The organism is Sedimentibacter sp., assembly GCF_038562225.1.
Classification (GTDB): domain Bacteria; phylum Bacillota; class Clostridia; order Tissierellales; family Sedimentibacteraceae; genus Sedimentibacter.
Genome location: NZ_JBCFAS010000001.1, coordinates 145,871 through 169,131 on the forward strand (window position 1 = coordinate 145,871; position 23,261 = coordinate 169,131).

Consider the following 23,261-nt stretch of genomic DNA (forward strand, 5'->3'; position numbering starts at 1 on the left):
TTTATGTGGAAATCTCTTGCGATTAGCAGTATAATAAAATAAAAAATACTAGGAGATGTTTATGGCTGACGAATTTATAGACGGCGACGATGAAGCGCTGCTGCTTTTTAATCTTAACAAGGTTGAAGCTGAAATCATAATGTCTAAGCTTAGATCATACGGTATTCCGGTGCTGAAGAAGGAAAAGGGAACCGGAGAGATTATGGAAATTTACACAGGCACAAATTTGTACGGCATAGACCTGTACGTGCCTGCCCATGTTCTGGATGTGGCAAGGGAACTGCTTGAATCAAGCCACATGAGCGACCAGATTGACGATGAAATTTAAATTTGCGCATATTCATATTGAAAGCTGACATAATAATATAAAAAGCAGAAAAAGGAGCAATCATGTCTGACAACAAAATGAAAAGTACAAGCAACAACAAGAAGGAAGACGGCAAATTCAGATCAATGCACATAAGCCACAATCCACAGGCTGAAAGTGCCAGGGCGGTTTTCGGACTTAAGGATGATAACCTGCAGAACGAATTTGACCACAACGAAAAGAACAGTACCCATAATCAAGTGAAAAGATAGAGAAAGACGCCCGGAGGCGTCTTTTTTGTGAATAGATGCAATACAAAACAGTTGACTATTTTTGCTGATTAGAGTAATATCATTTTACAAATTTAATTAACGGAGTAAATTTATGGACGGCAACAAGGTTAGAAAACTGCGCAAATACAATGATATGACAATAGATGCACTGTCAGAAAAGTCCGGGTTTACTTCAAGCTACATTTCCCAGGTTGAAAGAAACCTGATAGAACCTTCACTGTCGGCTCTGACCAAGATATGCAAGGTTTTCAATGTTTCACCTTACTATTTTCTTGACGAAGAGGGCAATGTGACAGTTACGAGGAAGGAAGAAAGGCAAAAGCTCACCATTCCTGAAAACAATCAGGAACTTGAGTTCCTTATTCCTATAGGAAACGGACGAAACAACAGGTTTTCGGTATATAAAAGTTTTTTGGAACCTGGAAAATGGGAAAGTGAAAATTTTTCGATAATAGATTTTGATAAATGTGTAATAATACTTAAAGGAAGATTGATTGTGAACTTTGCGGATTACAATGAAATAATCGAAGAAGGCGACAGCATCTACATATGCTCTGATGTTCCGCACAAGCTTTTCAATCCCTCGGAAGAGACGACACAGTACATGTGCATAACATCGCCTGCAGCTTACTAACTATGAAAAGAGGAGTATTATGGAAAAGAAATTTGAAGATATCAAGGAAGAATTCATCAATGCAAGTCTGGATGAGAAAATAAAAATATACACTACCGCTCAGGGGTTGACGGTTGAACAGTTCAAGGAACTGTTGGCTTATTTCCCTATAAAGCATCTTGACAAGCTGGAGCAGGCCGTAAACGGCATTTAATGAAGAAACTGTCCTTTGGGCAGTTTTTTATTGCATAAAATCATGAAATTTGGAAAAAATTTCAAAAGAGGTGATTTTATGACGAAAGACAAAAACCTGAAAAAAGCGTTTGTGAAGGAAGCCATAGGCGACAGGAATTACATGAGCTACAGGATAGACCTGGCTTTGTACAAGGTTATGCTGAGCATTGCGGTTTTATTGGTATTTTACATCATGACAGGAGATTTTTTCATTTCAGCACTGTTTGCCGCCCAGGTGTTTGCCGTATTCACGCTGATCAACAAACTTAACGTGGACAGGAAAACGGACCAGGGAAAGGAAAAACTTATTTTAAGGAAGAAGAAGGAACACTTTAGAAAGAGGCTGGATGAAATAAATACTGAAGATTTTGAAATTCTTATAGGTTTTTTGTTCGGTAAGGAGGGTTGGAGAAATTACGTAAAAAAAGGCAGACACATGTACCTGGCCGAAAAAGACGGGATAATACACTGTATCATGATTTTCAGGACTTATGCGGACATTGATGTTGAAAGGCTCGATGTCAGAAACATGATTGAATACATGGGACAGAACAGCATAAAAACCGGTCATATGGTTTATACGGGCTCATTGAGCGACGGAGCTACGGAAATGCTTGAAAAATTCAAAGACAGGCTTGAAATTAACCGCATAGGAGTTGATGAGCTTTATGAAATTATGAGCAGATATCAAATGCTGCCCGAAGATGAAAGCTTCATACATAGACTTACAGAAGAGAAAAATGTGATTAAGAGCAGGGAGGAAATCAAGAATAACATTTTCGGAAACAAAAAGACTGTCATATATATTTTGGCAGCAATTTTCTTTTATGGTTCGTCCAGAATAATGAGCGGGAGTTTTGTATCCAGATACATATTTTACTATTTTTCTCTTCTTTCGGTAGTTGGACTGCTTTACACAATTGCGGGGATTAACCTGAAAAAAAAAGCTAAATAATCGAAAAAAGTCCAATTTGATGTTGATATTATTTTCAATGTATATTATAATTTTACAAGAAAATATTAAAACACGGAGGATGAAATGAGTTTTCAAGTAACAGTGGGTTTATCAAACAAGCATGTTCATTTAAGCAAGGAACATATAAATATATTGTACGGTGAAGGACATGAGTTGACATGCATTAAGGATCTGAGCCAGCCGGGTCAATATGCCTGCGACGAGAAGGTTGATCTGGTAGGACCAAAGGGAACTTTAAAGGGAGTAAGAATACTCGGACCTGCAAGACCGGAAACACAGGTGGAAATATCAATGGCAGACGGATTTGCCTTGGGACTTAAGGATGTTCCAGTCAGAGATTCCGGAAACACAACAGGAACACCTGGTTTGAAGCTGGTTGGACCCTGCGGAGAAGTTGAACTCGAAAAAGGTGTTATAGTGGCTTCCAGACACATTCATATGCATACAACAGACGCAGAAAAATTCGGCGTTAAGGATAAGGACGTTGTATCTGTAAAAGTTGGCGGACAGAGAGGCCTGACTTTTGACAACGTGCTTATAAGGGTAAGTGACTCATTTGCTTTGGATATGCACCTTGACGTAGAAGAAGGAAATGCAGCAGGACTTAAAAACGGAGATGCAGTAGAAGTAATAAAATAGTACATAAATATATTTTATGTAAATCAAAATGGTTAAATGGCGGAAGTTTATCTTCCGTTTATTTTTTTGCGTAAAATGACGATAATATAGTAGGAACATATTTTATATTGTTTTAATCCTTTGTTTGATGGTATAATTAAAATATCAAATATTTTGGAGGATACATGGATTTTTTGCCAATCAGCATAGATGATATGAAAAAGAGAGGATGGGATCAATGCGACTTTGTGTTTGTTACAGGAGACGCATACGTGGACCATTCATCATTTGCAGCCGCAATCCTTTCAAGGCTTCTTGAACGATACGGTTACAAGGTGGGAATAATTGCCCAGCCTGACTGGAAGGATTTGGATTCCTTCAAGGTCCTGGGAGAACCTCGCCTTGGTTTTTTGGTTAATTCGGGAAACATCGATTCCATGGTTAATCATTACACAACTTTCAGGAAAAAAAGAAGCACAGACTCATATTCTCCCGGCGGCAAGGCGAATCTTCGACCGGACAGAGCAGTGACAGTGTATTCAAACCGCATAAGGGAAGCCTACAGGCACGTACCAATAATAATAGGCGGAATTGAAGCCAGCCTAAGAAGATTAGCCCACTACGATTACTGGAGCGATACGGTAAAACGAAGCGTGCTTCTGGATTCGGGAGCAGATCTTCTGGTTTACGGCATGGGAGAGAAGGCGCTTGTCCAAATTGCCGAATCACTGGACTCCGGACTGCCCATCGGGGAAATAACGTTCATAAACGGCACAGTTTATAAGACCAAGGACAGGGAACGGCCATATGAGCCTCTATTTTTGCCTGATTATAAAGAGGTTTCCTCGTCAAAGCAAAAATATGCGAAAAGCTTTAAGATACAGTATGAAAACACTGATGCAATTTCCGGAAAGACGCTGGTTGAACAGTACGATACTGTATACGTGGTCCAGAACCCGCCCATGGAAACACTGAGCACCTCTGAGCTTGACGATGTATACGATTTGGACTACATGATGGACTGTCATCCTGTTTACAAAAAAGACGGCGGCATACCGGCTCTTAATGAAATAAAGTTCAGCATAACCAGCATCAGGGGATGCTTCGGCGGATGCAGCTTCTGTGCGCTCAACTTCCACCAGGGAAGAATAATTCAGGCCAGAAGTCATGAGTCCATCCTTTCAGAAGTTGAAAAGATGAAACATGACAAAGAATTCAAGGGCTACATCCACGATGTGGGGGGACCCACAGCAAATTTCAGAATTAAGGCCTGCAAAAAACAGGAAAAATTTGGTGCCTGCAAGGATAAGGAGTGTCTTACTCCAGAAAAATGCAAAAACCTTCAAGTGGATCACAGTGATTATATCGAACTTCTGCGGAAAATCAGAAAGGTTGAAGGAATCAAAAAAGTTTTCATTCGTTCAGGCATAAGATATGACTACGCAATATATGATAATAATGATGAATTTTTAGAGGAACTTTGCAGCCACCATGTCAGCGGACAGCTTAGAACCGCACCGGAGCACGTTTCTGAATCTGTTCTGAAGCTTATGGGCAAGCCTTCCATAGCAACTTACAGCAAGTTTGTAAAAAAGTTCAGCGACATCAGCAAAAAAATGAACAAGGAACAATACATTGTTCCATATTTCATATCTTCCCATCCGGGCTCCACGCTCAAGGATGCAGTTGAACTTGCGGAATATATAAGAGACATGGGGCACATGCCGGAGCAGGTGCAGGATTTCTATCCCACTCCGGGCACATTGTCCACCTGCATGTATTATACAGGCATCAACCCGCTTACAGATGAAAAGGTATATGTTCCCAGAGACAAGGAAGAAAAGAGAATGCAAAGAGCCTTGATGCAGTACAGCAAGAAGGAAAATTATGATCTTGTCGAAAGGGCGCTGCTTAAGGAAAACAGGCGCGACCTGATAGGATACGGTCCAAAAGCTCTAATAAAGCCAAGAAAAAATTAAGATTTAAATCAAGATTTTGCGGGAATTTTTAAGCGTTTTTTAATAATTAGAATATTGCAAATTCTTTCACATTAAGTTAATATTGAAGTATCAGCAAATGAATAAAGTACAAGAGGTAACTGATGAACAGAAAAGCACGACTTAGAAAAAAAAGATTAAGGGCATCGCTTCTTGGCCTCCTTGTCATAGTGGCTGTAACAGCAGTTTCCTTTGCCGCTAAGGGCATCGGAAAAGACAGCGAGGACATAAAAAATGAGCAGCCTGCAGTTGAAGAACCGCAGGATGTGTCGCAGAATGAGCCGCAGGAACCTGAACCAGAAGTGATTCCAGATACGATCATAAACATAAAGGCCACAGGAGACATAATGTTTCATCCTTCCCAGATAGACGGTGGCTACAATGCATCCACAAAATCCTATGACTTTCACAACAGCTTCAAGGCGGTGAAGGGTATTTTCCAGGAAGCAGACCTGGCAATAGCCAACTTTGAAGGGACAACGGCTGGGGATGAAGTTTACAGCTACCAGGGTTATCCCTTGTTTAACGCTCCGGACGAAGTTCTGGACGCCATAAGGGATGCGGGATTTGATATTCTGTCAACTGCAAATAATCACAGCCTCGATACGAGGAAGGCAGGTCTGATCAGGACAGTGGAACAGATTCAATCAAGAGGAATGTACAATGTAGGCACTTACACCGAAAAGCCTGAAACTCGGGTTCTCATTAAGGATGTGAAAGGAATCAGGATTGCATTTTTATCATACACTGAAATGCTCAACGGTCTTGATTCGGTTCTTACGGCAGATGACCTGGATACACTCATAAACATAACGGATGAAACCAAGATGAAAGAAGACATTGCATATGCCAAAGAGAATGATGCCGATGTGATAATTGCGTATCTTCATTGGGGGATTGAGTACAAAAGAGAACAGACCCCTTCCCAGGAAGCATTGGCAGACATGCTGTTTAAAGAAGGTGTGGACATAATACTCGGAAGCCATCCTCACGTTATTCAGCCTGCAAAGACTCTTGATTATGACGGAAAGACGAAATTTGTGGCATATTCCATGGGAAACTTTATATCAAACCAGAGAGTTGAAACATTGGTTCCTTACGGTATGTCGGCGGAGGTATCCAAGTATACGGAAGATGGAGTAATAATAGACATAGACATAGAAAAAAAGGGAGAAACAGGGGAAGTTTCAATTAAAAGCATCGAATACACACCTTTGTGGGTCTACAAAGGAACAACATCAGAGGGACGAACTGAACACATTGTTTATCCAATAATGGAATTTCTTGAAAACAATGATCTCAGTGAAGATTCCATATCAAGGATGAGCAGGTCCTACAGTGACACAATGGCACAAATGAATGCAGAGTAGTTGATACTAATAAATTGGGGAAGTGATGGCATGGAGCAGATTAAATTAATTATTTCTAACATCGGATTAAACAGCATTGTTGATATAGGAATCGTATACTATGTGCTGTATCACGGATACTTGCTCATACGAGATATGAGAGCGAAGCAGCTTGTGAAGGGTATTGTTCTTCTAGTGTCTTTGATACCAATTTCGCAGATATTTCAGCTGCACATGGTCAAGTACATTCTTGACCACACTTTTCAGGTAGGCATTATTGCCCTGGTAGTTGTTTTTCAGCCGGAAATCAGAAAGGCTCTCGAATATCTGGGAAGGACTTCGTTCACGCTTACAAGCTATGAGAAGAACGCGCAGACTTCCGAGCAGGTTATAAAGGAAATTGTATCTGCCACATCATCTCTGGCAAGGCAAAAAATAGGTGCGCTCATGATCTTTGAGCAAAAAATAGGCCTTACAGACATTACGGAAAGCGGAACAAGGCTAAATGCCAACATCTCAAGCGGACTATTGATAAACATATTCATACCTAACACACCACTTCATGACGGAGCCGTAATTATCAAGGATTACACCATACGGGCAGCCGGATGTTTCCTGCCTTTGACCGAAAACAATCTGCTGAGCAAGGATATAGGAACAAGGCACAGGGCAGCCATAGGAATGACAGAGAAGTCCGATGCCGTTGCATTGATCGTATCAGAAGAGACTGGCTACATTTCCTATGCAGTTGAAGGAAGGCTTTACAGGAACATTCAGATAGAAGAGCTTCAGGATATGCTCTCCGGCCTGTATTTGGACAATGACAAGGTAAATATAATTGATAAATGGAGAAACCGAAATGAAGATAAAAAACGATAAATTAGTCATTCAAGTAACCTGTCTTGTAGTTTCAGTAATCCTTTGGATAATTATTATGGTTGAAACAAGTCCGCTTCTTGAAGGCACATACAACAACATTCCCGTTACGATTAAAAACATTGCTGCCCTTGAAAATTCCAACCTGGTCATGATGAATACGGACAAAGACAATCTGACTGTTACGGTAAGGGTAAAGGGATACAGCGAGCAGCTCAGCAAAATAAGCAAGGGCGATTTTTCGGCATCCATAGATGTTCTCGGCTACGGTGAGGGAATTACAAATGCCAAGATTGAAGTTTCCGGACCAAGTGGAGTTGAAATAGTCAGCACCTATCCCGCTCAGATTGCATGCAGCATTGAAAGCATAATATCCAGGGTAATGGATGTTACGGTACAGTTTGACGGAAATCAGGCAAATGACTACTACAGGTCGCTGCCGCTTTCAAATCCGTCTTCAGTAAAGATTACTGGACCAAGAAGCGTTGTGAATTCAGCTAACCTTGCAGTGGCCACGGTTAATATCGACGGTGTGACGAATGACCTTGTTAAGACCGTTCCGGTGAGAATTTATGACGGAACAGACAACGAAATATTCATGTCATCGCCTGTGGGCAATGTGGAAGTCACAGTTCCCGTATATCCAACCAAGTACGTGAGCCTTGTACCTAATGTAACAGGAACGCCTCAGGAAGGATACCAGCTTGCAGGCGTGACAGTAAATCCTGAGAAGGTAAGAATTGCTGCAAGAAAGGATATATTGGACACGGTAAAGGAACTGAAACTTGCCGAGCTTGATGTTTCAGGATCATACAACAACATCATGTCTCCCAGGGAAGTGTTGAACACAGACGGGCTCATAATTCTTGATCTTGCAACGACACCTGTGATTAACGCTGTTGTGGAAGAAGTGGTGGAGAAGGAATTTGTATTCAACAATTCTGAAGTGCAGTACATAAACCTTGCTGAAGGAACAACGGCAGAACCTGCCAATCCTGACGGCGAAATAACCGTGAAGGTTGTAGGAACTTCAAGTATCGTCAATTCATTGAAGAAAACTGACCTCATTCTTACTGCTGATATGGCGGGTGCTTTGCAGGGAAACAATGTTGCAGTTGTTCAATGTGTGACGGAAGAAAAATTCAACAGCATCACACTGAGCAATGAAACTGTAGAGGTGACAGTTTCTTCAGCTTTGACTGCAGAAGAATAACTATTATAAGGGGTAAAGATGGAATCAAAAGAAATTCCTGAAATAGAAATAAACAGCATGGATTACCAGGGTATGCTTGAAGCCGTTTTTCGTGCAACGCAGGATGCAATAAGCGTTGTAAACGAAAAAGGCATTCACATACTTGTAAACCCTGCTTACACAAAAATAACAGGACTGGAACATAAGGATGTCCTGGGGCAAAACGCCCTCTATGACATCGAAGAAGGAGAAAGCCTTCACATGAAGGTCCTTTCAACAAAAAAACCTGTTGAAAACACAAAGCTTAAGATAAGGCCCAGCGGCAAGACGGTTGTTGCCCAGGCAGCTCCAATAATAGTTAACGGAGTGATGAAGGGAAGCGTTGCTGTGCTTCACGACATATCAGGCATCAAGGACCTTACAGACAAGCTAGAGGAAGCTGAAAAAAAATTAAGGGAACTGACATATAAGTACAAGCCAGAGGACATAATCGGTGAATCCATGTCCATTAAGGAAGTCAAGAACATGATAGAAAAGGCCGCCAAGGTTCCAGCAACGGTGCTTTTAAGAGGAGAAAGCGGTACAGGAAAGGAACTTTTCGCTAATTCAATTCATGCACAAAGCAGCAGACGAAACAACAATTTCGTCAGGGTTAACTGTGCTGCTCTTTCTGATTCTCTTCTGGAAAGCGAACTCTTCGGCTATGAAGAAGGTTCCTTCACTGGAGCTGTAAAGGGCGGAAGGAAGGGACTGTTTGAAGAAGCCGACAAGGGTACCATATTTCTTGATGAAATATCGGAAATAAGCATGAATACACAGGCTAAGCTTCTGAGAGTTCTGCAGGAGAAAGAAATAATGAGGGTCGGAAGCAACAAGACCATTTCCGTCGATGTAAGGGTCATAGCAGCTACAAACGCCGATCTTATAAAATCCGTAGAAGAAGGAAGGTTCAGGGAAGATCTGTTCTACAGGCTGAGCATACTTCCCATATACATCCCGCCTTTAAGGGAAAGAAAAGAAGATATACCGCTTCTGGTGAAAAATTTCATAGTCAAATTCAATGATGAATATGGAAGAAACATCGTCAGAATATCTGAAGAAGCTCTGAACATTCTGATGAGCCACGACTGGCCGGGAAACGTAAGGGAGCTTGAGAATGTCGTTGGAAGATCCATCATCAACATGAACATCAACGAAAAAACAATTCAATCTGATCACCTACCCCATTTGTATTCAAACAAAAAGGTGCAGACTGCAGACTGCGTAGTATATAACAGTCACGAAATAACATCTTTAAGCGAAGTAATGGACAAGGCAGAGGCAGACTACATCAAAAGCGCATATGAAAGGCTGGACAAAAACAAAACCGAAACCGCCAGGCTTCTGGGGATTTCCATCAGAAGTCTATACTACAAGATGGAGAAGTACGGCATAAGCTGATGCAAGAAATTGCAAAAAAGTTGCATATGCAATATATTGCACGCAATAATCTGCAAAACTTGAAACAAAAAAATATATATTTAAATGAAAAATAAAAAGTCAGTGTTGAATTTTCAATAGTTGGCTTTTTATTTTATTTTGTCGAAAAAAGTTGGCACGATAATTGCTTATATTATATGGTGAGGTGAGAAAGTGAAAAAGTTTGAAGACATATTGACTCTTGCCAAGAGCAAGGGCCTAAAGAAGATAGCTGTTGCCGTTGCTCAGGATGAGGAAGTGCTAAAGGCGGTAAAATCAGCTGTTAATGAAAAAATCTGTGTTCCCGTGCTTGTGGGGGACAAGGAAAAAATAAAAAAAATTGCCGAAGAAATCGGTTTTGACCTGAACAATTTGGAAATTATCCATGAGGAAGATGGAAATGAAGCATCAAGAAAGGCTGTTGAACTTGTAAGCAGCGGCGAGGCTGACATCGTGATGAAAGGGCTTATTGACACATCGGTTATATTGAAAGCCGTCCTTGATAAGGAAATAGGCCTTAGAACAGGAAATATCCTAAGCCATGCTGCTGTGTTCGCCATTGAAAGATATCACAAGGTTGTACTTATTACAGATGCTGCAATGAACATTGCTCCCAATGCGGATGAAAAAAGGCAGATACTTGAAAACTCTCTGGTTCTGTCGCATTCACTGGGGATTGAAAAGCCAAAGGTTGCAGTTATATGTGCCAAGGAAAAGGTAAGTTCAAAAATGCAGGCAACCGTAGATGCCCAGGAACTTGTGCAGATGTACAACGATGGCAGGATAACAGGATGCATCGTTGACGGGCCTTATGCACTTGATAATGCCATATCCAGGGAAGCTGCAGAATTGAAGGGAATCAAAGGTGATGTTGCAGGAGATGCTGACATCCTGCTTATGCCGAACATAGAGGCTGGAAATGTGCTGTACAAATCACTTACATACTTTGCCGGAGCTGAAAATGCAGGAATTATTCTCGGAGCTAAAGCACCGATTGTGCTTACTTCAAGAGCGGATTCGGATGTGGCCAAGTTGAATTCCATCGCTTTAGCAGTGGTGTGTTCATAACATTAAAGGAGATAAATATGAAACAATTAATTATTAATCCGGGATCAACGTCGACAAAGATAGCAGTTTTTGAAGATGAAAATCTTATATTTGAAAAAACCCTAAGACATACAAACGAAGAACTGAGCGTATACCACAAAGTTGCAGAACAGTTTGAATTCAGGAAGCAGCTCATACTGGAAGCCCTAAAGGAAAACAGCATTCCGGTTGATTCTCTGGATGCAGTTGTAGGTCGCGGAGGCCTTTTAAAACCTATTGAAGGCGGAACATATACCGTAAACGACAGACTGGTTGAAGACCTGAAGACAAACGTAAAGGGAGAGCATGCCTCAAACCTTGGAGGACTCATTGCACGTTCCATAGCAGACGAGGTTAACATTCCTTCATTCATAGTGGATCCTGTGGTTGTTGATGAGATGGATGATGTTGCAAGAATAAGCGGACATCCTCTGTTTGAAAGAATATCAATCTGGCACGCTTTGAATCAAAAGGCAGTGGCAAGAAGAGCAGCTAAGGAAAAATTCAACAAGGATTACAAGGACATGAATTTTGTCGTTGTTCACTTGGGCGGAGGTATTTCAGTAGGAGCTCACAAAAAAGGAAAAGTAATAGATGTTAACAACGCACTTAACGGTGAAGGCCCATTCTCTCCTGAAAGGTCAGGATCGCTTCCTGCAGAGGAGCTGGTGAGAATGTGCTTCTCCGGAAAATATACAGAAGCAGAAATTAAGAAGATGATAGTAGGTAAAGGCGGTATCAGCGCATACCTGGGTACAAACAGTGCCAAGGAAGTAAGTGACAGGGCAAAGGCAGGAGATGAACAGGCAAGACTCATATACAGTGCCATGGCTTACCAGGTGGCAAAGGCTGTTGGAGAATATGCAGTTGTCCTTGACGGCGAAGTCGATGCCATTTTGATAACAGGCGGAATAGCTTACGACAGATATTTTGTTGATATGATAGAAAACAAGGTTAAGTTTATTGCAGACGTAATAACTTATCCCGGCGAAGACGAACTCCTGGCACTTGCTCAGGGAGGACTGAGAGTATTGAACGGTACTGAACTGGCGAAGGAATACATGTAGTATGACGGACTTGGAAGGTGGGGTAAATATGCATGATAAGAGGTTAGTTATTGTTATTGGTCATTACGGCAGCGGAAAGACTGAATTTTCAGTAAACTATGCCGTAAAACTGAAGGAGCGTCATGATAAGGTTAATATTGCCGACTTGGATATTGTCAATCCTTATTTCAGGTCCAGAGAAAAAAGAGAAATGTTTGAAAAGATGGGCATTAAGGTGTTTGACAGCAGCATAAGGAACACGGCCATTGACATTCCGGCACTTCCTGCTCAAATGACAGGAGTCATAATGAACCAGGATGAGTGGTCTGTCATAGATGTAGGCGGAGATCCGGTAGGCGCCAGAGTTCTTGCAAGATATGCGGAACAGATAAAGAATGTTGATCACGACATGTTTTACGTCATAAACGGAAATCGTCCTGAAACAAGGACGCCGGAAGACACCGTAAAATATCTCAGACTGATAGAGAAAACATCTGGTTTGAAAATTACAGGCCTTATAAATAACACGCATCTTTTAAAAGAAACTACTGTTGAAGATGTTGAATTCGGCCACGAACTTACCAAGAAAGTATCTTGGGAGACTGATATACCAATTAGATATGAAGCTGTTATAAATCAGACGGCTTTAAAAATTACCAATAAAGAAATTTTGGAAAAGTTGTTCCCCATAAATCTTTATATGAGGGAAGAATGGATGAGTTAAGAATGGAGGTCAAAAATGGCAAAAGGTAAAGTTACATTCAACGATGAAGCATGCAAGGGTTGTGAACTGTGTGTTTCAGTATGTCCAAAAGGAATAGTAAAGCTTAATAAAGAAAAGATCAACGGCAAGGGTTACAGCCCGGCCTATGTAACTGACATGGAAGAATGCATTGCCTGCGGAAGCTGTGCAATCATGTGTCCTGATTCGGTAATAACAGTAGAAAGATTATAATAGCGGAGGTAGATTATGTCTAAAATATTGATGAAAGGTAATGAAGCTGTTGGAGCAGCAGCTATAAAAGCTGGCTGCAGATATTTTTTCGGATATCCAATAACTCCATCAAGTGAAATTCCAGAATATATGTCAAAAGCCCTTCCTGAAGTGGGCGGGATGTTCCTGCAGGCTGAAAGTGAAGTAGCGGCAATCAACATGGTATACGGAGCAGGGGGAGCAGGAGCAAGATGTATGACTGCTTCATCAAGCCCTGGAATATCTTTGAAACAGGAAGGCATCACTTACGCTGCCGGAGCTGAGATTCCATGTGTTATTGTTAACATGATGAGAGGGGGCCCCGGACTTGGAAGCATTCAGCCTGGACAGGCAGACTATTATCAGTCAACAAGAGGCGGCGGAAACGGTGACTACAGGACATTGTGCTATGCACCTGCAAGCATTCAGGAAACTGTAGACCTGGTTATGCTGGCATTTGACAAGGCTGACGAATACAGAAACCCTGTACTTATTGCTGCCGACGGTATGATCGGACAGATGATGGAAGCAGTTGAATTCAAAGATGAAATGAACCAGAACCTGCCTTCGAAAGACTGGGCTACAACAGGAACTCAAGGCAAGAGAGAAAAGAACATCGTTAACTCGCTGTTTCTGGAAGCTGAAGAGTGCGAATTACACAACATCAGACTGGAAAAGAAATACAAATTAATTGAAGAAAATGAAGTTCGCTACGAAGCATTCGGTTTGGAAGATGCAGATGTTGTATGCGTGGCTTACGGAACTACATCACGAATAGTAAAAACAGCTATCAAACAGGCTGCTGCAAAAGGAATAAAGGTTGGAATGATAAGACCTATAACGCTGTGGCCGTATCCATATGCTATTTACAAGGACATCAATCAGGACTGCAAGGGAATTCTTGGAGTTGAAATGAGCCAGGGACAATTGGTAGATGATATAAGAATGGGTATTGAAGGAAGAATGCCGGTATACTTCCACGGAAGAACAGGCGGTATGGTTCCTACACCTGCAAGCATATTGGCTGAAATTGAAAAAATTGCGGGAGGTACAAAATAATGACAATGGTATATGAAAAATCAAAAGGACTTACTGATGTTCCTTTCCACTACTGCCCAGGATGCACACACGGAGTTATTCATAAACTTGTAGCCGAAGTATTGGTTGAACTGGGAGTGTTGGATAAGGCCATAGGAGTTGCTCCTGTTGGATGTTCAGTACTTTGCTATAAATATTTCAACTGCGACATGCAGGAAGCAGCACACGGAAGAGCTCCTGCCGTAGCTACAGGCATCAAGAGAGTTCACCCGGACAGCGTGGTATTCTCATACCAGGGAGACGGTGACCTTGCTTCCATAGGAACTGCTGAAATTGTTCATGCAGCTCACAGAGCAGAAAAAATAACTACAATATTCGTTAACAACGCTATATACGGAATGACTGGCGGACAGATGGCTCCGACAACTTTGGTGGGCCAAAAAACCACAACATCACCTTTCGGAAGAGACGAAAGCCACTGCGGACAGCCTATACGAATTTCTGAAATGCTTGCAACCATAGACGGAGCTAAATTCGTTGAAAGAGTATCAGTGGATACTCCGGCAAATATTAGAAAAGCTAAAAAAGCCATTAAGAGAGCTTTTGAATGCCAGATTCAGGGTAAGGGATTCGGAATCGTAGAAGTTTTATCAACATGCCCTACAAACTGGGGTTACACTCCCGTTAAGGCTTTGGAATGGCTTCGTGAAAACATGATTCCATATTATCCTTTGGGAAATTTCAGAGATTTTGAGGAGGACAAATAACATGGAAGAAAAAGTAATAATGGCCGGATTCGGCGGCCAGGGCATTATGGCCATAGGCAAGCTTCTGGCATACGCCGGAATGCTTGAAGATAAACAAGTATCTTGGCTTCCTTCATATGGACCTGAAATGAGAGGCGGCACTGCAAACTGTGCAGTAATCGTGTCTGATGAAGCGGTTGGATCTCCTTTGATTTCCAAGGACGGAACGGCAGCAATAGTAATGAACCTGCCTTCACTTACTAAGTTTGAAAACGAGCTTGTTCCGGGAGGAAAACTCATAATAAACAAATCGCTGATTGATGTGGAACCAAAGAGAAAAGACCTTGAAGTTTACTATGTTTCTGCAAATGAGATTGCAGCAGAGCTCGGAAATCCAAAGGTTGCAAACATGGTAATGCTAGGAGCCTACATTGGATTAACCAAGATTGTTGATATTGAATCAGTTCTTCACGCGTTCCTGAAAGTGTTCGGTGAAAACAAGTCTCACCTGGTTCCTCTAAACAAAGAAGCTTTACAAAAAGGTGCTGAAGCCGTAAAGGTTTTGGTATAACATATAACATTAATATATCCTATGAAAAAATGATTCGGGTTTTTGCCTGAATCATTTTTTTGGTGGGAAATTCACTATGGTTACTTCTGATTATAATGACAACTACTTTTTATATTTGAATGAAAAAATCTTTAAAAATGTTTTTGCATGTGATATATTGTTGTTATAGATGAGGAAATTATTATGAACATAAAAGATACAATAAAGGAAGCTGCTGTGTCTTTGGGCATAGAATCAATAGGCTTCACCAATGTTTTGGATTACAGTTACCTGGAGGAAAATCTGCGCCGCAGGAAAGCATATGGATTCGAAAGCGAGTTTGAGGAGCATGATATCGAGAAGAGACTGGATGTCCGCAACGTTTTTTTGAAGTGCAAAAGCATAATAGCAGTGGCAGTTCCCTATGGGGTTGGATATAAGAAACCATCCGTTGCGGACAAAGGGCTCTTAAGCGTGGTTGCTTTCGGCGAAGACTACCATACAAAAATTCGCTGCATGCTTGAGAAACTGGCCAAAGAAATACAAAAACAATTTGATTTTGAATACGTGATCTGCGTAGACACCTCGCCGCTTTTGGACAGGGAGGTTTGCAGGAATGCAAATCTTGGACATCAAGGCAAAAATACCATGCTAATAAACAATCATTACGGCTCCTTTGTCAACCTGGGATATATTCTAACCGATATTGAAATGGAGTGTGAAAAATATGAAGAAAAGGACATATGCGGCAGCTGCAGCCTTTGCATGAAAAGCTGTCCGAACAAAGCCATAACGGATAGCGGAATTGACACAGGAAGATGCATCTCAGCCTTGACGCAGACCAAAAAAGACATTCCTTACGAATACAGGCTGTCTATGAAAAACCAGTTATACGGCTGCGATATGTGCCAGCTGGTGTGCCCCAGGAACAAGAAGGTTCTGGGTATGGGCTCTTCTGTTGATTACAGCTGTCTTGCCGTTGATTTAAAAGAAATACTTACAATCTCCGGCGCGGAATTTGCAAAAAAATACGGAAATACGTCGGGAGGATGGAGGGGAAAAAACATTTGGAAAAGAAATGCCCTCATAGCTATAGGAAATCTCAGGCTTCAATCCATGTATGAGGCTGTTGAAAAGGAACTTGACAGTCCTTCTGAAATGATCCGCATTTATGCCGCATGGTCCCTGTTGATGCTTCATGCGAAAAAAGCATCTGTTGTTTTGAATAACCGCCTGAATAATGAAAAAGATAAGGTTAGACATGAATTTGAAAAACTTCTGGAGGTTTATGATGACAATTGGAATATGCGAGATAGAGATATTGATTTATGAATCACATTCCCTGAAGGAAAAGAGACATGTGATAAAAAGCATAATTGAACGTATAAAGTCAAGATTCAATGCTTCCGTGGCAGAGGTGGATTTCAACGACATCTGGAACAAATCTGTCATAGGAGTGGCTGTAGTGTCAAACGACCAGAAACTGTGTGAATCTGCCATTTCAAAGATAATTAACTTTGTGGATAATGATGAAAGGGTAGAAATCATAACATACAACAAGGAGATTTACTGATGAACAAGGCATCAAAGGTATATGAGATTTTAAGGGAAACATACCCCGATGCAAAGTGTGGATTGGATTACGCAACTCCATTTCAGCTGCTGGTTTCCACGATGCTCAGTGCCCAGGCTACCGACAAAAGCGTTAACAAGGTTACTGCCGAAATGTATGCCTGCTATCCGGATTTAGACAGCTTTCTCACTTTGACGCAGGAAGAGCTTGAACAAAAAATAAAGAAAATCGGGCTGTACAAAAATAAGGCAAAAAACATATATTCCATGTGCAGGGTTCTGAAGGAAAAATACAGTGGCCATGTGCCGACAAACATGGATGATCTCATTTCACTGCCGGGTGTAGGGAGAAAAACGGCTTCTGTTGTGCTGGTTGAAGCATTCAACATTCCGGCATTTCCTGTAGATACTCATGTATACAGGGTAACAAGGAGAATAGGGCTGGCGGAAGGGTCCACGGCAGACAAGGTTTCGGATGAAATGATGAAGAAGCTTCCAAAGTATAAATGGCATCTTACGCATCATCTTTTTATAACACACGGCAGGGAAACTTGCATTGCACAGAACCCGCGCTGCAGCGACTGCGCTGTGAGAGATCTTTGCAATTACTACAGGAAAGAATTCAAGGCAAAGGCACTTTGAAAATTTACAGCATATGGAAAAAATAATGTCTTTATAATATGCACTTTTAATGTTATAATTACAGAGTTTGAAATAAACTACCGCAGGAGAAAGAAATGTCACTAAACATAGTTTTGTTTGAACCTGAAATACCGCAGAACACAGGCAACATTGCCAGGACCTGCGCTGCAACGGGTTCAAGGCTTCATCTTATCAAGCCCTTGGGATTTTCCGTAAAGGACAAGTATCTGAAGAGAGCGGGACTAGATTACTGGAATCTTGTAGATATTACCTACTATGAGAATTTTGACGAGTTTATAGGCAATGTGATAAACAAGGAGGTATTTATATCAACCACAAAGGAAAGCCGTTTTTATACGGATGTCACCTACACTGACGGATGTTACATAATTTTTGGAAAGGAAACTGCCGGACTCCCTGATTTCATACATCAGAGGTTTAAAGAAAGCAGGATAAAGATTCCTATGATTGACAATGCTAATGCCAGAAGCTTGAACCTGGCCAATTCTGTAAATATAGTAATGTACGAAGCCTTGAGACAGATGGGCTTTCCAAAGATGATTTAGGAGGATGTATGGATATAGCAATTAGTTTAATGGGCGGCCTAGGTTTGTTCCTGTTTGGAATGAGCTATATGGGAGACGGGCTGCAAAGAACCGCCGGAAGCAAGATGAAGGACATTTTGGCAGCACTGACCACAAACAAGCTGATGGGAGTGTTGGTCGGAACATTGGTTACCGGAGTAATACAAAGCAGCAGTGCCACCACGGTAATGGTTGTGGGATTTGTCAATGCAGGGCTTATGAATCTGAACCAGGCTGTTGGCATCATAATGGGAGCAAACATCGGTACAACAGTTACGGCATTTTTGGTATCATTGAACATTACAAAGTTTGCAACTTTCATGGTAGGTGTTGGAGTAATTCTGCACATAGCGGCGAAAAAAAGAAAGGTAAAAAGTTTTGCCGAAGTTATAATAGGTTTTGGTATTTTGTTCATCGGCATGGATATAATGAAAGATGCAATGAAGCCTTTGGAGTCAAATCCAAGCTTCACCGGTCTCATGACCAGATTTGACAATCCATATTTGGGAATACTTGTTGGTTTTGTCATGACTGCAATACTTCAGTCAAGCAGTGCCACTACTGGTATTTTGATTGCTGTCGCAGCTACGGGAGTCATTTCATTCGATGCTGCCTACCCGATAATTTTTGGACAGAACATCGGAACCTGTGTTACAGCCATGATTTCCAGCGTGGGTGCAAACACGACTGCCAAAAGAGCGGCGGTTATTCACTTGCTTTTCAACATTATAGGAACGCTATTGTTCATGATTTTCTTAAGAATGCCTGTGGAATTGGCAGTTATGAGAATGATACCTGCGGATGTTCCCAAACAGATTGCAGCAGGTCACATTTTCTTCAATATTCTGAATGTAGTAATAATGTTTCCTTTCTCCGGTTTATTGGTTAAGGCATCTGAGGTCATCGTCAAGAGCGATGGCAGCGATGAAGAGCACGTTACCAAGTATATAGATGAAAGAATACTTGTTACTCCTTCCATAGCGCTCACACAGGCTTCAAAGGAGGTTCTGCATCTTGGAAACATGGCGCTGGAACAGCTTCAGACTGCAGTTGATGCATTTCTTTCAAACAACGATGATCTTTCATACAAGGTTTTTGAAATAGAAAAGAAAGTCAATGAGCTGAGCAAGAAGGTTTTGGAGTACCTTGTCAAACTGGACAAGGAATCGCTGACGAATTTCGAGAAAGACAAACTTGTCGTGCTTATGAACACCAACAATGATATTGAACGTGTGGGAGACCATGCAGACAATATAGGTGAGCTTGTATTGTACAAGTTAGATAACAATGTTCCTTTTTCCGATCAGGCGATAGAGGAGCTGAGAGAGATGTTTGAAGATTCAGTCAGTGTTTTCAAAAGTTCGCTGACTGCGCTGGCAACCATAAATTGTGATGATTGTGACGAAGTAATCAAAATAGACAGCGGAATCGATAAAATGTACAAAACTCTAAGGAAAAACCACATTGAGAGGCTAAACAAGTACATTTGCGAACCAAGCGCAGGAATTATATTCCTTGATATCATCGGAAACCTTGAAAGAATTGGTGATCATTCTTCAAACATAGCAGAATCAATACTTGAGGTCATCCAAAATAAAAATGAAAAAAAATAATAAATATCACTTGATTTATTAAAAATTATTATATATAATTGAATTAAGTTAATAATTGAATGACGTTTGCGGGAGAGACTGTTATGTATTTAACAGCGCCGAAGGAGTAAGTAAATATATATTAGCCGTATTATTGATGATAATCTCAGGCAAAAGGACCGTAGACTGACAAAACTCTGAAAAGCGAAAGCACCGAAGGGGCAACTCTTGCGAGGAAACTCTCAGGTTAGAAAACAGAGCAGAAGGCATATGGTTTTTATTTGCTTTCTGCTTTTTATTTTGTGCAAAAGTACTTAAAATCCGGGCTGTTTGGTTAAGCCTGATAATTTTAAAATTGTCATGCTTCAAACTGTCCGCAAAGATAACGTTTAAATTAAAAATAGTCTGTTCAATGTAAACATTAATGTTTTTGACAAAAAAGAATAAGCTTATTTTTAGTGGGAATAATGATTTAAGGTGGTATCTATGATTATTACTAATAACGAAAAGGTTTTCGGTAAATACAAGGATGATTACAAAATCGTCTTCATCGACGGAAGTTACAGAGATGTGCTTGTAAAAATCAGGGACAAGGTGCATGAAGGACACGAGTTGTTGACTCACCCCCTTTCAAGCAGCGTAAAACCCAATGAAACGCCCTATAAATCAGTTATGATTTCTGATAATAAAGGCAGCTTGAATATTGATTCCCTGTACATAATAGAAAATTCCATAATGGCCTACGACAATTTCAACAAGTGCAGAATAATGTGTATTGATGAGAGAATGCAGGAAGATTTCAAACTAATTGATTTAACTGTGCTGGAGAGCGCGTTAAATATATAAACGAGCTAAAAAATATGGAGGTGAACGTTTTGAAGTTAGAATTAGGCTACATTTTTATTAAGGATATTCAGTTTGCTGAAGTGTCCAAAGTAGAAAACGGCACATTGTACGTCAACAAGGAAGAAGTAAAAGCGTTAATTCTAGAAGATCAAAATTTTAAGTCAGCAGATGTTGAGCTTGCAAGACCTGGTGAGAGCATTCGTATAATGCCTGTTAAGGATGTTATCGAACCAAGGGTTAAAGTAGATGGACCTGGAGGAATATTCCCAGGCATGGTAAGCAAGGTTGAAACTGTGGGTTCAGGCAAAACAAATGTACTGAAAGGCGCAGCTGTTGTAACAACGGGTAAGATCGTTGGGTTCCAGGAAGGTATAATCGATATGACTGGTCCTGGTGCAGAATATACACCATTTTCACAATTGAACAATTTAGTATTGGTTTGTGAACCAATAGATTCACTGAAACAGCACGAACATGAAAAAGCATTGAGATTTGCAGGATACAAGGTAGCTATGTATCTTGGAGAACTTGCGAAAAGCATGACTCCAGATCAGGCTGAAACATTTGAAACTCCTACTCTGGTAGAAGGAATCAAAATGTATCCTGAACTTCCGAGAGTTGCTTATGTATGCATGCTTCAAAGCCAGGGCTTAATGCATGATACATATGTATATGGCGTTGATGCTAAACAGACCATATCAACATTAATTTATCCTACAGAAATGATGGATGGCGCTATTGTAAGCGGCAACTGCGTATCTGCATGCGATAAAAACACTACTTACCACCACTTGAACAACCCTGTAGTTCATGACTTATTTGCTGAACATGGAAAAACATTGAACTTTGTTGGTGTTATTATCACAAATGAAAATGTGTACCTTGCAGACAAAGAAAGATCATCAAACTGGAGTGCTAAGCTTGCTGAGTATCTTGGAGTTGATGGCGTTATAGTATCAGAAGAAGGTTTCGGTAACCCTGACACTGACCTTATAATGAACTGCAAGAAAATTGAAAACAAAGGCATTAAGACTGTTCTTATCACAGATGAATATGCAGGAAGAGACGGCACATCACAATCTCTTGCAGACGCTGACGTAAGAGCAAATGCAGTTGTAACAGGCGGAAATGCCAATGAAGTAATTGAACTTCCACCTATGGACAAAATAATTGGCCACGTTGAAGTTGCTGATGTAATTGCCGGTGGTTTTGACGGCAGTCTCCATGCTGACGGAAGCATAACTGCTGAGCTGCAGGTTATTACAGGAGCTACCAATGAAATGGGCTTCAACAAATTGAGTGCAAGATAGGAAGGAGGAGATAATTATGCTAAAAGTTGTTCACTATATAAACCAATTCTTTGCCAATGTAGGCGGAGAAGAAATGGCTCACATTCCGGCTGAATTAAGAGAAGGCAATGTAGGACCTGGATTAGCTTTCCAGCAGGCATTCGGAGATGAAGCACAAATTGTAGCTACAATTGTGTGCGGAGACTCTTATTTCAATGAGAACATGGAAGAAGCACAAAAAATCATCATAGACATGGTTAAAGAATTACAACCAGATTTATTCATAGCTGGTCCGGCATTTAATGCAGGAAGATACGGCGTTGCATGTGGAACTATTGCAAAGGCAGTTAAAGATCAATTGAACATTCCTGTTTTAACAGGTATGTACAAAGAAAATCCCGGAGCTGATATGTTCAAAACAAGTCTGTATGTTGTTTCCACAAAGAATTCAGCAGCAGGCATGCGTGATGCAGTTAAGAAAATGGCTCCTCTTGCATTAAAACTTGCAAAAGGTGAAAAAATAGGAGCTTCTTCTGAAGAAGGCTACATGCCAAACGGAATCAGAAAGAACTTCTTTGATACTGAAAGAGGATCAAAAAGAGCAGTTAAGATGCTTCTGAACAAATTGGCTGATAAAGAATTCGAAACAGAATTCCCAATGCCTGACTTTGACAGAGTTGCTCCTAACCCTGCAGTAAAAGACATAACAAAAGCTAAAATTGCTTTGGTTACTTCCGGTGGTATTGTTCCTAAAGGAAACCCTGACCACATTGAATCATCAAGTGCTTCCAAGTATGGAAAATACGACATTGACGGAGTGATGGATTTAACAGAAGCAACTTATGAAACAGCTCACGGCGGATATGACCCTGTATATGCAAATCTTGATCCTGACAGAGTACTGCCTGTTGACATCCTTCGAGAATTTGAAAAACAAGGCAAAATCGGAAGTCTGCACAGATATTTCTATACAACTGTCGGAAACGGTACAGCTGTTAAGAGCGCAAAAGCTTTTGCTGCAAAATTTGCACAGGAACTGAAGGCTGACGGAGTTGACGCAGTTATACTCACATCAACCTGAGGTACCTGCACTCGTTGCGGCGCAACGATGGTAAAAGAAATAGAAAGAGCAGGAATTCCTGTTGTACATATGTGCACAATAGTTCCTATATCCCTGACAGTTGGAGCTAACAGAATAGTTCCTACTATAGCAATTCCTCACCCGCTTGGAAATCCTTCACTGACTCTTGAAGAAGAACAAGACATCAGAAGAAACCTTGTTGGAAGAGCATTAAGAGCATTGGAAACTGAAGTAACAGAACAGACAGTATTCGAAAAATAAAGATGCCCTAACCCCATTTTTCAGACGTTTTTTCTGAAAAAT

Annotated in this window: 26 protein-coding genes and 1 riboswitch; all 26 genes read left to right on the forward strand. The window is 40.9% G+C overall.

Going from position 1 to position 23,261, the window contains the following annotated elements; all coding sequences use genetic code 11:
* Window positions 1–61 precede the first annotated feature (61 nt).
* The 26 genes from AAGU76_RS00700 (at window position 62) to grdB (ending at window position 23,219) form a co-directional block, all read left to right on the forward strand.
* Window positions 62–328 carry a DUF2007 domain-containing protein gene (locus tag AAGU76_RS00700; RefSeq protein WP_342483517.1) on the forward strand — a complete coding sequence of 89 codons (267 nt, stop codon included), beginning with the start codon at window positions 62–64 and terminating at the stop codon, window positions 326–328.
* A gap of 62 nt (window positions 329–390) precedes the next feature.
* Window positions 391–579, forward strand: coding sequence for a CPC_1213 family protein (locus AAGU76_RS00705; protein ID WP_342483518.1), 189 nt, complete (start codon window positions 391–393; stop codon window positions 577–579).
* Between the two features lie 112 nt (window positions 580–691).
* Complete coding sequence (locus AAGU76_RS00710) at window positions 692–1,234, forward strand: XRE family transcriptional regulator (protein ID WP_342483519.1); 543 nt, start codon at window positions 692–694, stop codon at window positions 1,232–1,234.
* A gap of 19 nt (window positions 1,235–1,253) precedes the next feature.
* Window positions 1,254–1,427 carry a hypothetical protein gene (locus AAGU76_RS00715; RefSeq protein ID WP_342483520.1) on the forward strand — a complete coding sequence of 58 codons (174 nt, stop codon included), beginning with the start codon at window positions 1,254–1,256 and terminating at the stop codon, window positions 1,425–1,427.
* A 78-nt stretch (window positions 1,428–1,505) separates the two neighbouring features.
* Window positions 1,506–2,402: a hypothetical protein gene (locus tag AAGU76_RS00720; protein WP_342483521.1), complete on the forward strand. Its 897-nt coding sequence runs from the start codon at window positions 1,506–1,508 to the stop codon at window positions 2,400–2,402.
* Between the two features lie 84 nt (window positions 2,403–2,486).
* Window positions 2,487–3,062, forward strand: a complete 576-nt coding sequence (locus AAGU76_RS00725) for a phosphate propanoyltransferase (protein ID WP_342483522.1) — start codon at window positions 2,487–2,489, stop codon at window positions 3,060–3,062.
* Window positions 3,063–3,226: 164 nt separating this feature from the next.
* The gene (locus AAGU76_RS00730) at window positions 3,227–5,020 is read left to right on the forward strand and encodes a YgiQ family radical SAM protein (protein WP_342483523.1); all 1,794 of its coding nucleotides are present in this window, start codon (window positions 3,227–3,229) and stop codon (window positions 5,018–5,020) included.
* A 122-nt stretch (window positions 5,021–5,142) separates the two neighbouring features.
* Entirely contained in the window at window positions 5,143–6,408 is a 1,266-nt protein-coding gene (locus tag AAGU76_RS00735; RefSeq protein ID WP_342483524.1) for a CapA family protein, read from the forward strand.
* A gap of 30 nt (window positions 6,409–6,438) precedes the next feature.
* The gene (gene cdaA, locus AAGU76_RS00740; RefSeq protein ID WP_342483525.1) at window positions 6,439–7,266 is read left to right on the forward strand and encodes a diadenylate cyclase CdaA; all 828 of its coding nucleotides are present in this window, start codon (window positions 6,439–6,441) and stop codon (window positions 7,264–7,266) included.
* Complete coding sequence (locus AAGU76_RS00745; protein ID WP_342483526.1) at window positions 7,247–8,476, forward strand: CdaR family protein; 1,230 nt, start codon at window positions 7,247–7,249, stop codon at window positions 8,474–8,476. The genes cdaA and AAGU76_RS00745 overlap by 20 nt, the downstream gene beginning before the upstream one ends.
* An 18-nt stretch (window positions 8,477–8,494) precedes the next feature.
* On the forward strand, window positions 8,495–9,895 hold the full coding sequence (locus AAGU76_RS00750; RefSeq protein ID WP_342483527.1) for a sigma 54-interacting transcriptional regulator: 1,401 nt from the start codon (window positions 8,495–8,497) through the stop codon (window positions 9,893–9,895).
* 192 nt (window positions 9,896–10,087) lie between these two features.
* The gene (ptb, locus tag AAGU76_RS00755; protein WP_342483528.1) at window positions 10,088–10,981 is read left to right on the forward strand and encodes a phosphate butyryltransferase; all 894 of its coding nucleotides are present in this window, start codon (window positions 10,088–10,090) and stop codon (window positions 10,979–10,981) included.
* An 11-nt stretch (window positions 10,982–10,992) separates the two neighbouring features.
* A complete protein-coding gene (gene buk, locus AAGU76_RS00760; protein ID WP_342484661.1) occupies window positions 10,993–12,066 on the forward strand; it encodes a butyrate kinase in 1,074 nt (357 codons plus the stop codon).
* Window positions 12,067–12,094: 28 nt separating this feature from the next.
* Window positions 12,095–12,769 (forward strand): ATP-binding protein, encoded by a 675-nt coding sequence (locus tag AAGU76_RS00765; protein WP_342483529.1) that lies wholly within the window; start codon window positions 12,095–12,097, stop codon window positions 12,767–12,769.
* A 15-nt stretch (window positions 12,770–12,784) separates the two neighbouring features.
* Window positions 12,785–13,000, forward strand: coding sequence for a 4Fe-4S dicluster domain-containing protein (locus AAGU76_RS00770; RefSeq protein ID WP_342483530.1), 216 nt, complete (start codon window positions 12,785–12,787; stop codon window positions 12,998–13,000).
* A 15-nt stretch (window positions 13,001–13,015) separates the two neighbouring features.
* Window positions 13,016–14,077, forward strand: coding sequence for a 3-methyl-2-oxobutanoate dehydrogenase subunit VorB (locus tag AAGU76_RS00775; protein WP_342483531.1), 1,062 nt, complete (start codon window positions 13,016–13,018; stop codon window positions 14,075–14,077).
* Entirely contained in the window at window positions 14,077–14,823 is a 747-nt protein-coding gene (locus AAGU76_RS00780; protein ID WP_342483532.1) for a thiamine pyrophosphate-dependent enzyme, read from the forward strand. Before AAGU76_RS00775 ends, AAGU76_RS00780 begins: the two co-directional genes overlap by 1 nt.
* 1 nt (window position 14,824) lies before the next feature.
* Window positions 14,825–15,373, forward strand: a complete 549-nt coding sequence (locus AAGU76_RS00785; RefSeq protein ID WP_342483533.1) for a 2-oxoacid:acceptor oxidoreductase family protein — start codon at window positions 14,825–14,827, stop codon at window positions 15,371–15,373.
* Window positions 15,374–15,556: 183 nt separating this feature from the next.
* Window positions 15,557–16,684 carry a tRNA epoxyqueuosine(34) reductase QueG gene (queG, locus tag AAGU76_RS00790; RefSeq protein WP_342483534.1) on the forward strand — a complete coding sequence of 376 codons (1,128 nt, stop codon included), beginning with the start codon at window positions 15,557–15,559 and terminating at the stop codon, window positions 16,682–16,684.
* A complete protein-coding gene (locus AAGU76_RS00795) occupies window positions 16,644–16,925 on the forward strand; it encodes a DUF503 domain-containing protein (RefSeq protein WP_342483535.1) in 282 nt (93 codons plus the stop codon). Before queG ends, AAGU76_RS00795 begins: the two co-directional genes overlap by 41 nt.
* Complete coding sequence (gene nth, locus AAGU76_RS00800) at window positions 16,925–17,566, forward strand: endonuclease III (protein ID WP_342483536.1); 642 nt, start codon at window positions 16,925–16,927, stop codon at window positions 17,564–17,566. Before AAGU76_RS00795 ends, nth begins: the two co-directional genes overlap by 1 nt.
* 95 nt (window positions 17,567–17,661) lie before the next feature.
* Window positions 17,662–18,132 carry a tRNA (uridine(34)/cytosine(34)/5-carboxymethylaminomethyluridine(34)-2'-O)-methyltransferase TrmL gene (gene trmL / locus AAGU76_RS00805; protein ID WP_342483537.1) on the forward strand — a complete coding sequence of 157 codons (471 nt, stop codon included), beginning with the start codon at window positions 17,662–17,664 and terminating at the stop codon, window positions 18,130–18,132.
* Window positions 18,133–18,140: 8 nt separating this feature from the next.
* Window positions 18,141–19,763 carry a Na/Pi cotransporter family protein gene (locus tag AAGU76_RS00810; protein ID WP_342483538.1) on the forward strand — a complete coding sequence of 541 codons (1,623 nt, stop codon included), beginning with the start codon at window positions 18,141–18,143 and terminating at the stop codon, window positions 19,761–19,763.
* Between the two features lie 59 nt (window positions 19,764–19,822).
* Window positions 19,823–19,934: riboswitch (glycine riboswitch) on the forward strand.
* A gap of 294 nt (window positions 19,935–20,228) precedes the next feature.
* Window positions 20,229–20,588 carry a GrdX family protein gene (locus tag AAGU76_RS00815; RefSeq protein ID WP_342483539.1) on the forward strand — a complete coding sequence of 120 codons (360 nt, stop codon included), beginning with the start codon at window positions 20,229–20,231 and terminating at the stop codon, window positions 20,586–20,588.
* A gap of 29 nt (window positions 20,589–20,617) precedes the next feature.
* On the forward strand, window positions 20,618–21,898 hold the full coding sequence (locus AAGU76_RS00820; RefSeq protein WP_342483540.1) for a glycine/sarcosine/betaine reductase component B subunit: 1,281 nt from the start codon (window positions 20,618–20,620) through the stop codon (window positions 21,896–21,898).
* A 10-nt stretch (window positions 21,899–21,908) separates the two neighbouring features.
* Window positions 21,909–23,219 carry a glycine reductase complex selenoprotein B gene (gene grdB, locus AAGU76_RS00825; protein WP_342484662.1) on the forward strand — a complete coding sequence of 437 codons (1,311 nt, stop codon included), beginning with the start codon at window positions 21,909–21,911 and terminating at the stop codon, window positions 23,217–23,219.
* Window positions 23,220–23,261: the final 42 nt, after the last annotated feature.

Excerpts from the sequence above, each read along its gene's own strand:
- queG (WP_342483534.1), top strand. The coding sequence starts at position 15,557 with ATGAACATAAAAGATACAATAAAGGAAGCTGCTGTGTCTTTGGGCATA.
- AAGU76_RS00815 (WP_342483539.1), top strand. The coding sequence starts at position 20,229 with ATGATTATTACTAATAACGAAAAGGTTTTCGGTAAATACAAGGATGAT.
- AAGU76_RS00720 (WP_342483521.1), top strand. The coding sequence starts at position 1,506 with ATGACGAAAGACAAAAACCTGAAAAAAGCGTTTGTGAAGGAAGCCATA.
- AAGU76_RS00705 (WP_342483518.1), top strand. The coding sequence starts at position 391 with ATGTCTGACAACAAAATGAAAAGTACAAGCAACAACAAGAAGGAAGAC.
- AAGU76_RS00725 (WP_342483522.1), top strand. The coding sequence starts at position 2,487 with ATGAGTTTTCAAGTAACAGTGGGTTTATCAAACAAGCATGTTCATTTA.
- AAGU76_RS00750 (WP_342483527.1), top strand. The coding sequence starts at position 8,495 with ATGGAATCAAAAGAAATTCCTGAAATAGAAATAAACAGCATGGATTAC.
- trmL (WP_342483537.1), top strand. The coding sequence starts at position 17,662 with ATGTCACTAAACATAGTTTTGTTTGAACCTGAAATACCGCAGAACACA.
- AAGU76_RS00735 (WP_342483524.1), top strand. The coding sequence starts at position 5,143 with ATGAACAGAAAAGCACGACTTAGAAAAAAAAGATTAAGGGCATCGCTT.
- AAGU76_RS00710 (WP_342483519.1), top strand. The coding sequence starts at position 692 with ATGGACGGCAACAAGGTTAGAAAACTGCGCAAATACAATGATATGACA.
- AAGU76_RS00700 (WP_342483517.1), top strand. The coding sequence starts at position 62 with ATGGCTGACGAATTTATAGACGGCGACGATGAAGCGCTGCTGCTTTTT.
- nth (WP_342483536.1), top strand. The coding sequence starts at position 16,925 with ATGAACAAGGCATCAAAGGTATATGAGATTTTAAGGGAAACATACCCC.
- AAGU76_RS00785 (WP_342483533.1), top strand. The coding sequence starts at position 14,825 with ATGGAAGAAAAAGTAATAATGGCCGGATTCGGCGGCCAGGGCATTATG.
- AAGU76_RS00715 (WP_342483520.1), top strand. The coding sequence starts at position 1,254 with ATGGAAAAGAAATTTGAAGATATCAAGGAAGAATTCATCAATGCAAGT.
- AAGU76_RS00780 (WP_342483532.1), top strand. The coding sequence starts at position 14,077 with ATGACAATGGTATATGAAAAATCAAAAGGACTTACTGATGTTCCTTTC.
- AAGU76_RS00775 (WP_342483531.1), top strand. The coding sequence starts at position 13,016 with ATGTCTAAAATATTGATGAAAGGTAATGAAGCTGTTGGAGCAGCAGCT.
- AAGU76_RS00795 (WP_342483535.1), top strand. The coding sequence starts at position 16,644 with ATGACAATTGGAATATGCGAGATAGAGATATTGATTTATGAATCACAT.
- AAGU76_RS00770 (WP_342483530.1), top strand. The coding sequence starts at position 12,785 with ATGGCAAAAGGTAAAGTTACATTCAACGATGAAGCATGCAAGGGTTGT.
- AAGU76_RS00765 (WP_342483529.1), top strand. The coding sequence starts at position 12,095 with ATGCATGATAAGAGGTTAGTTATTGTTATTGGTCATTACGGCAGCGGA.
- cdaA (WP_342483525.1), top strand. The coding sequence starts at position 6,439 with ATGGAGCAGATTAAATTAATTATTTCTAACATCGGATTAAACAGCATT.
- AAGU76_RS00810 (WP_342483538.1), top strand. The coding sequence starts at position 18,141 with ATGGATATAGCAATTAGTTTAATGGGCGGCCTAGGTTTGTTCCTGTTT.
- AAGU76_RS00730 (WP_342483523.1), top strand. The coding sequence starts at position 3,227 with ATGGATTTTTTGCCAATCAGCATAGATGATATGAAAAAGAGAGGATGG.
- AAGU76_RS00745 (WP_342483526.1), top strand. The coding sequence starts at position 7,247 with ATGAAGATAAAAAACGATAAATTAGTCATTCAAGTAACCTGTCTTGTA.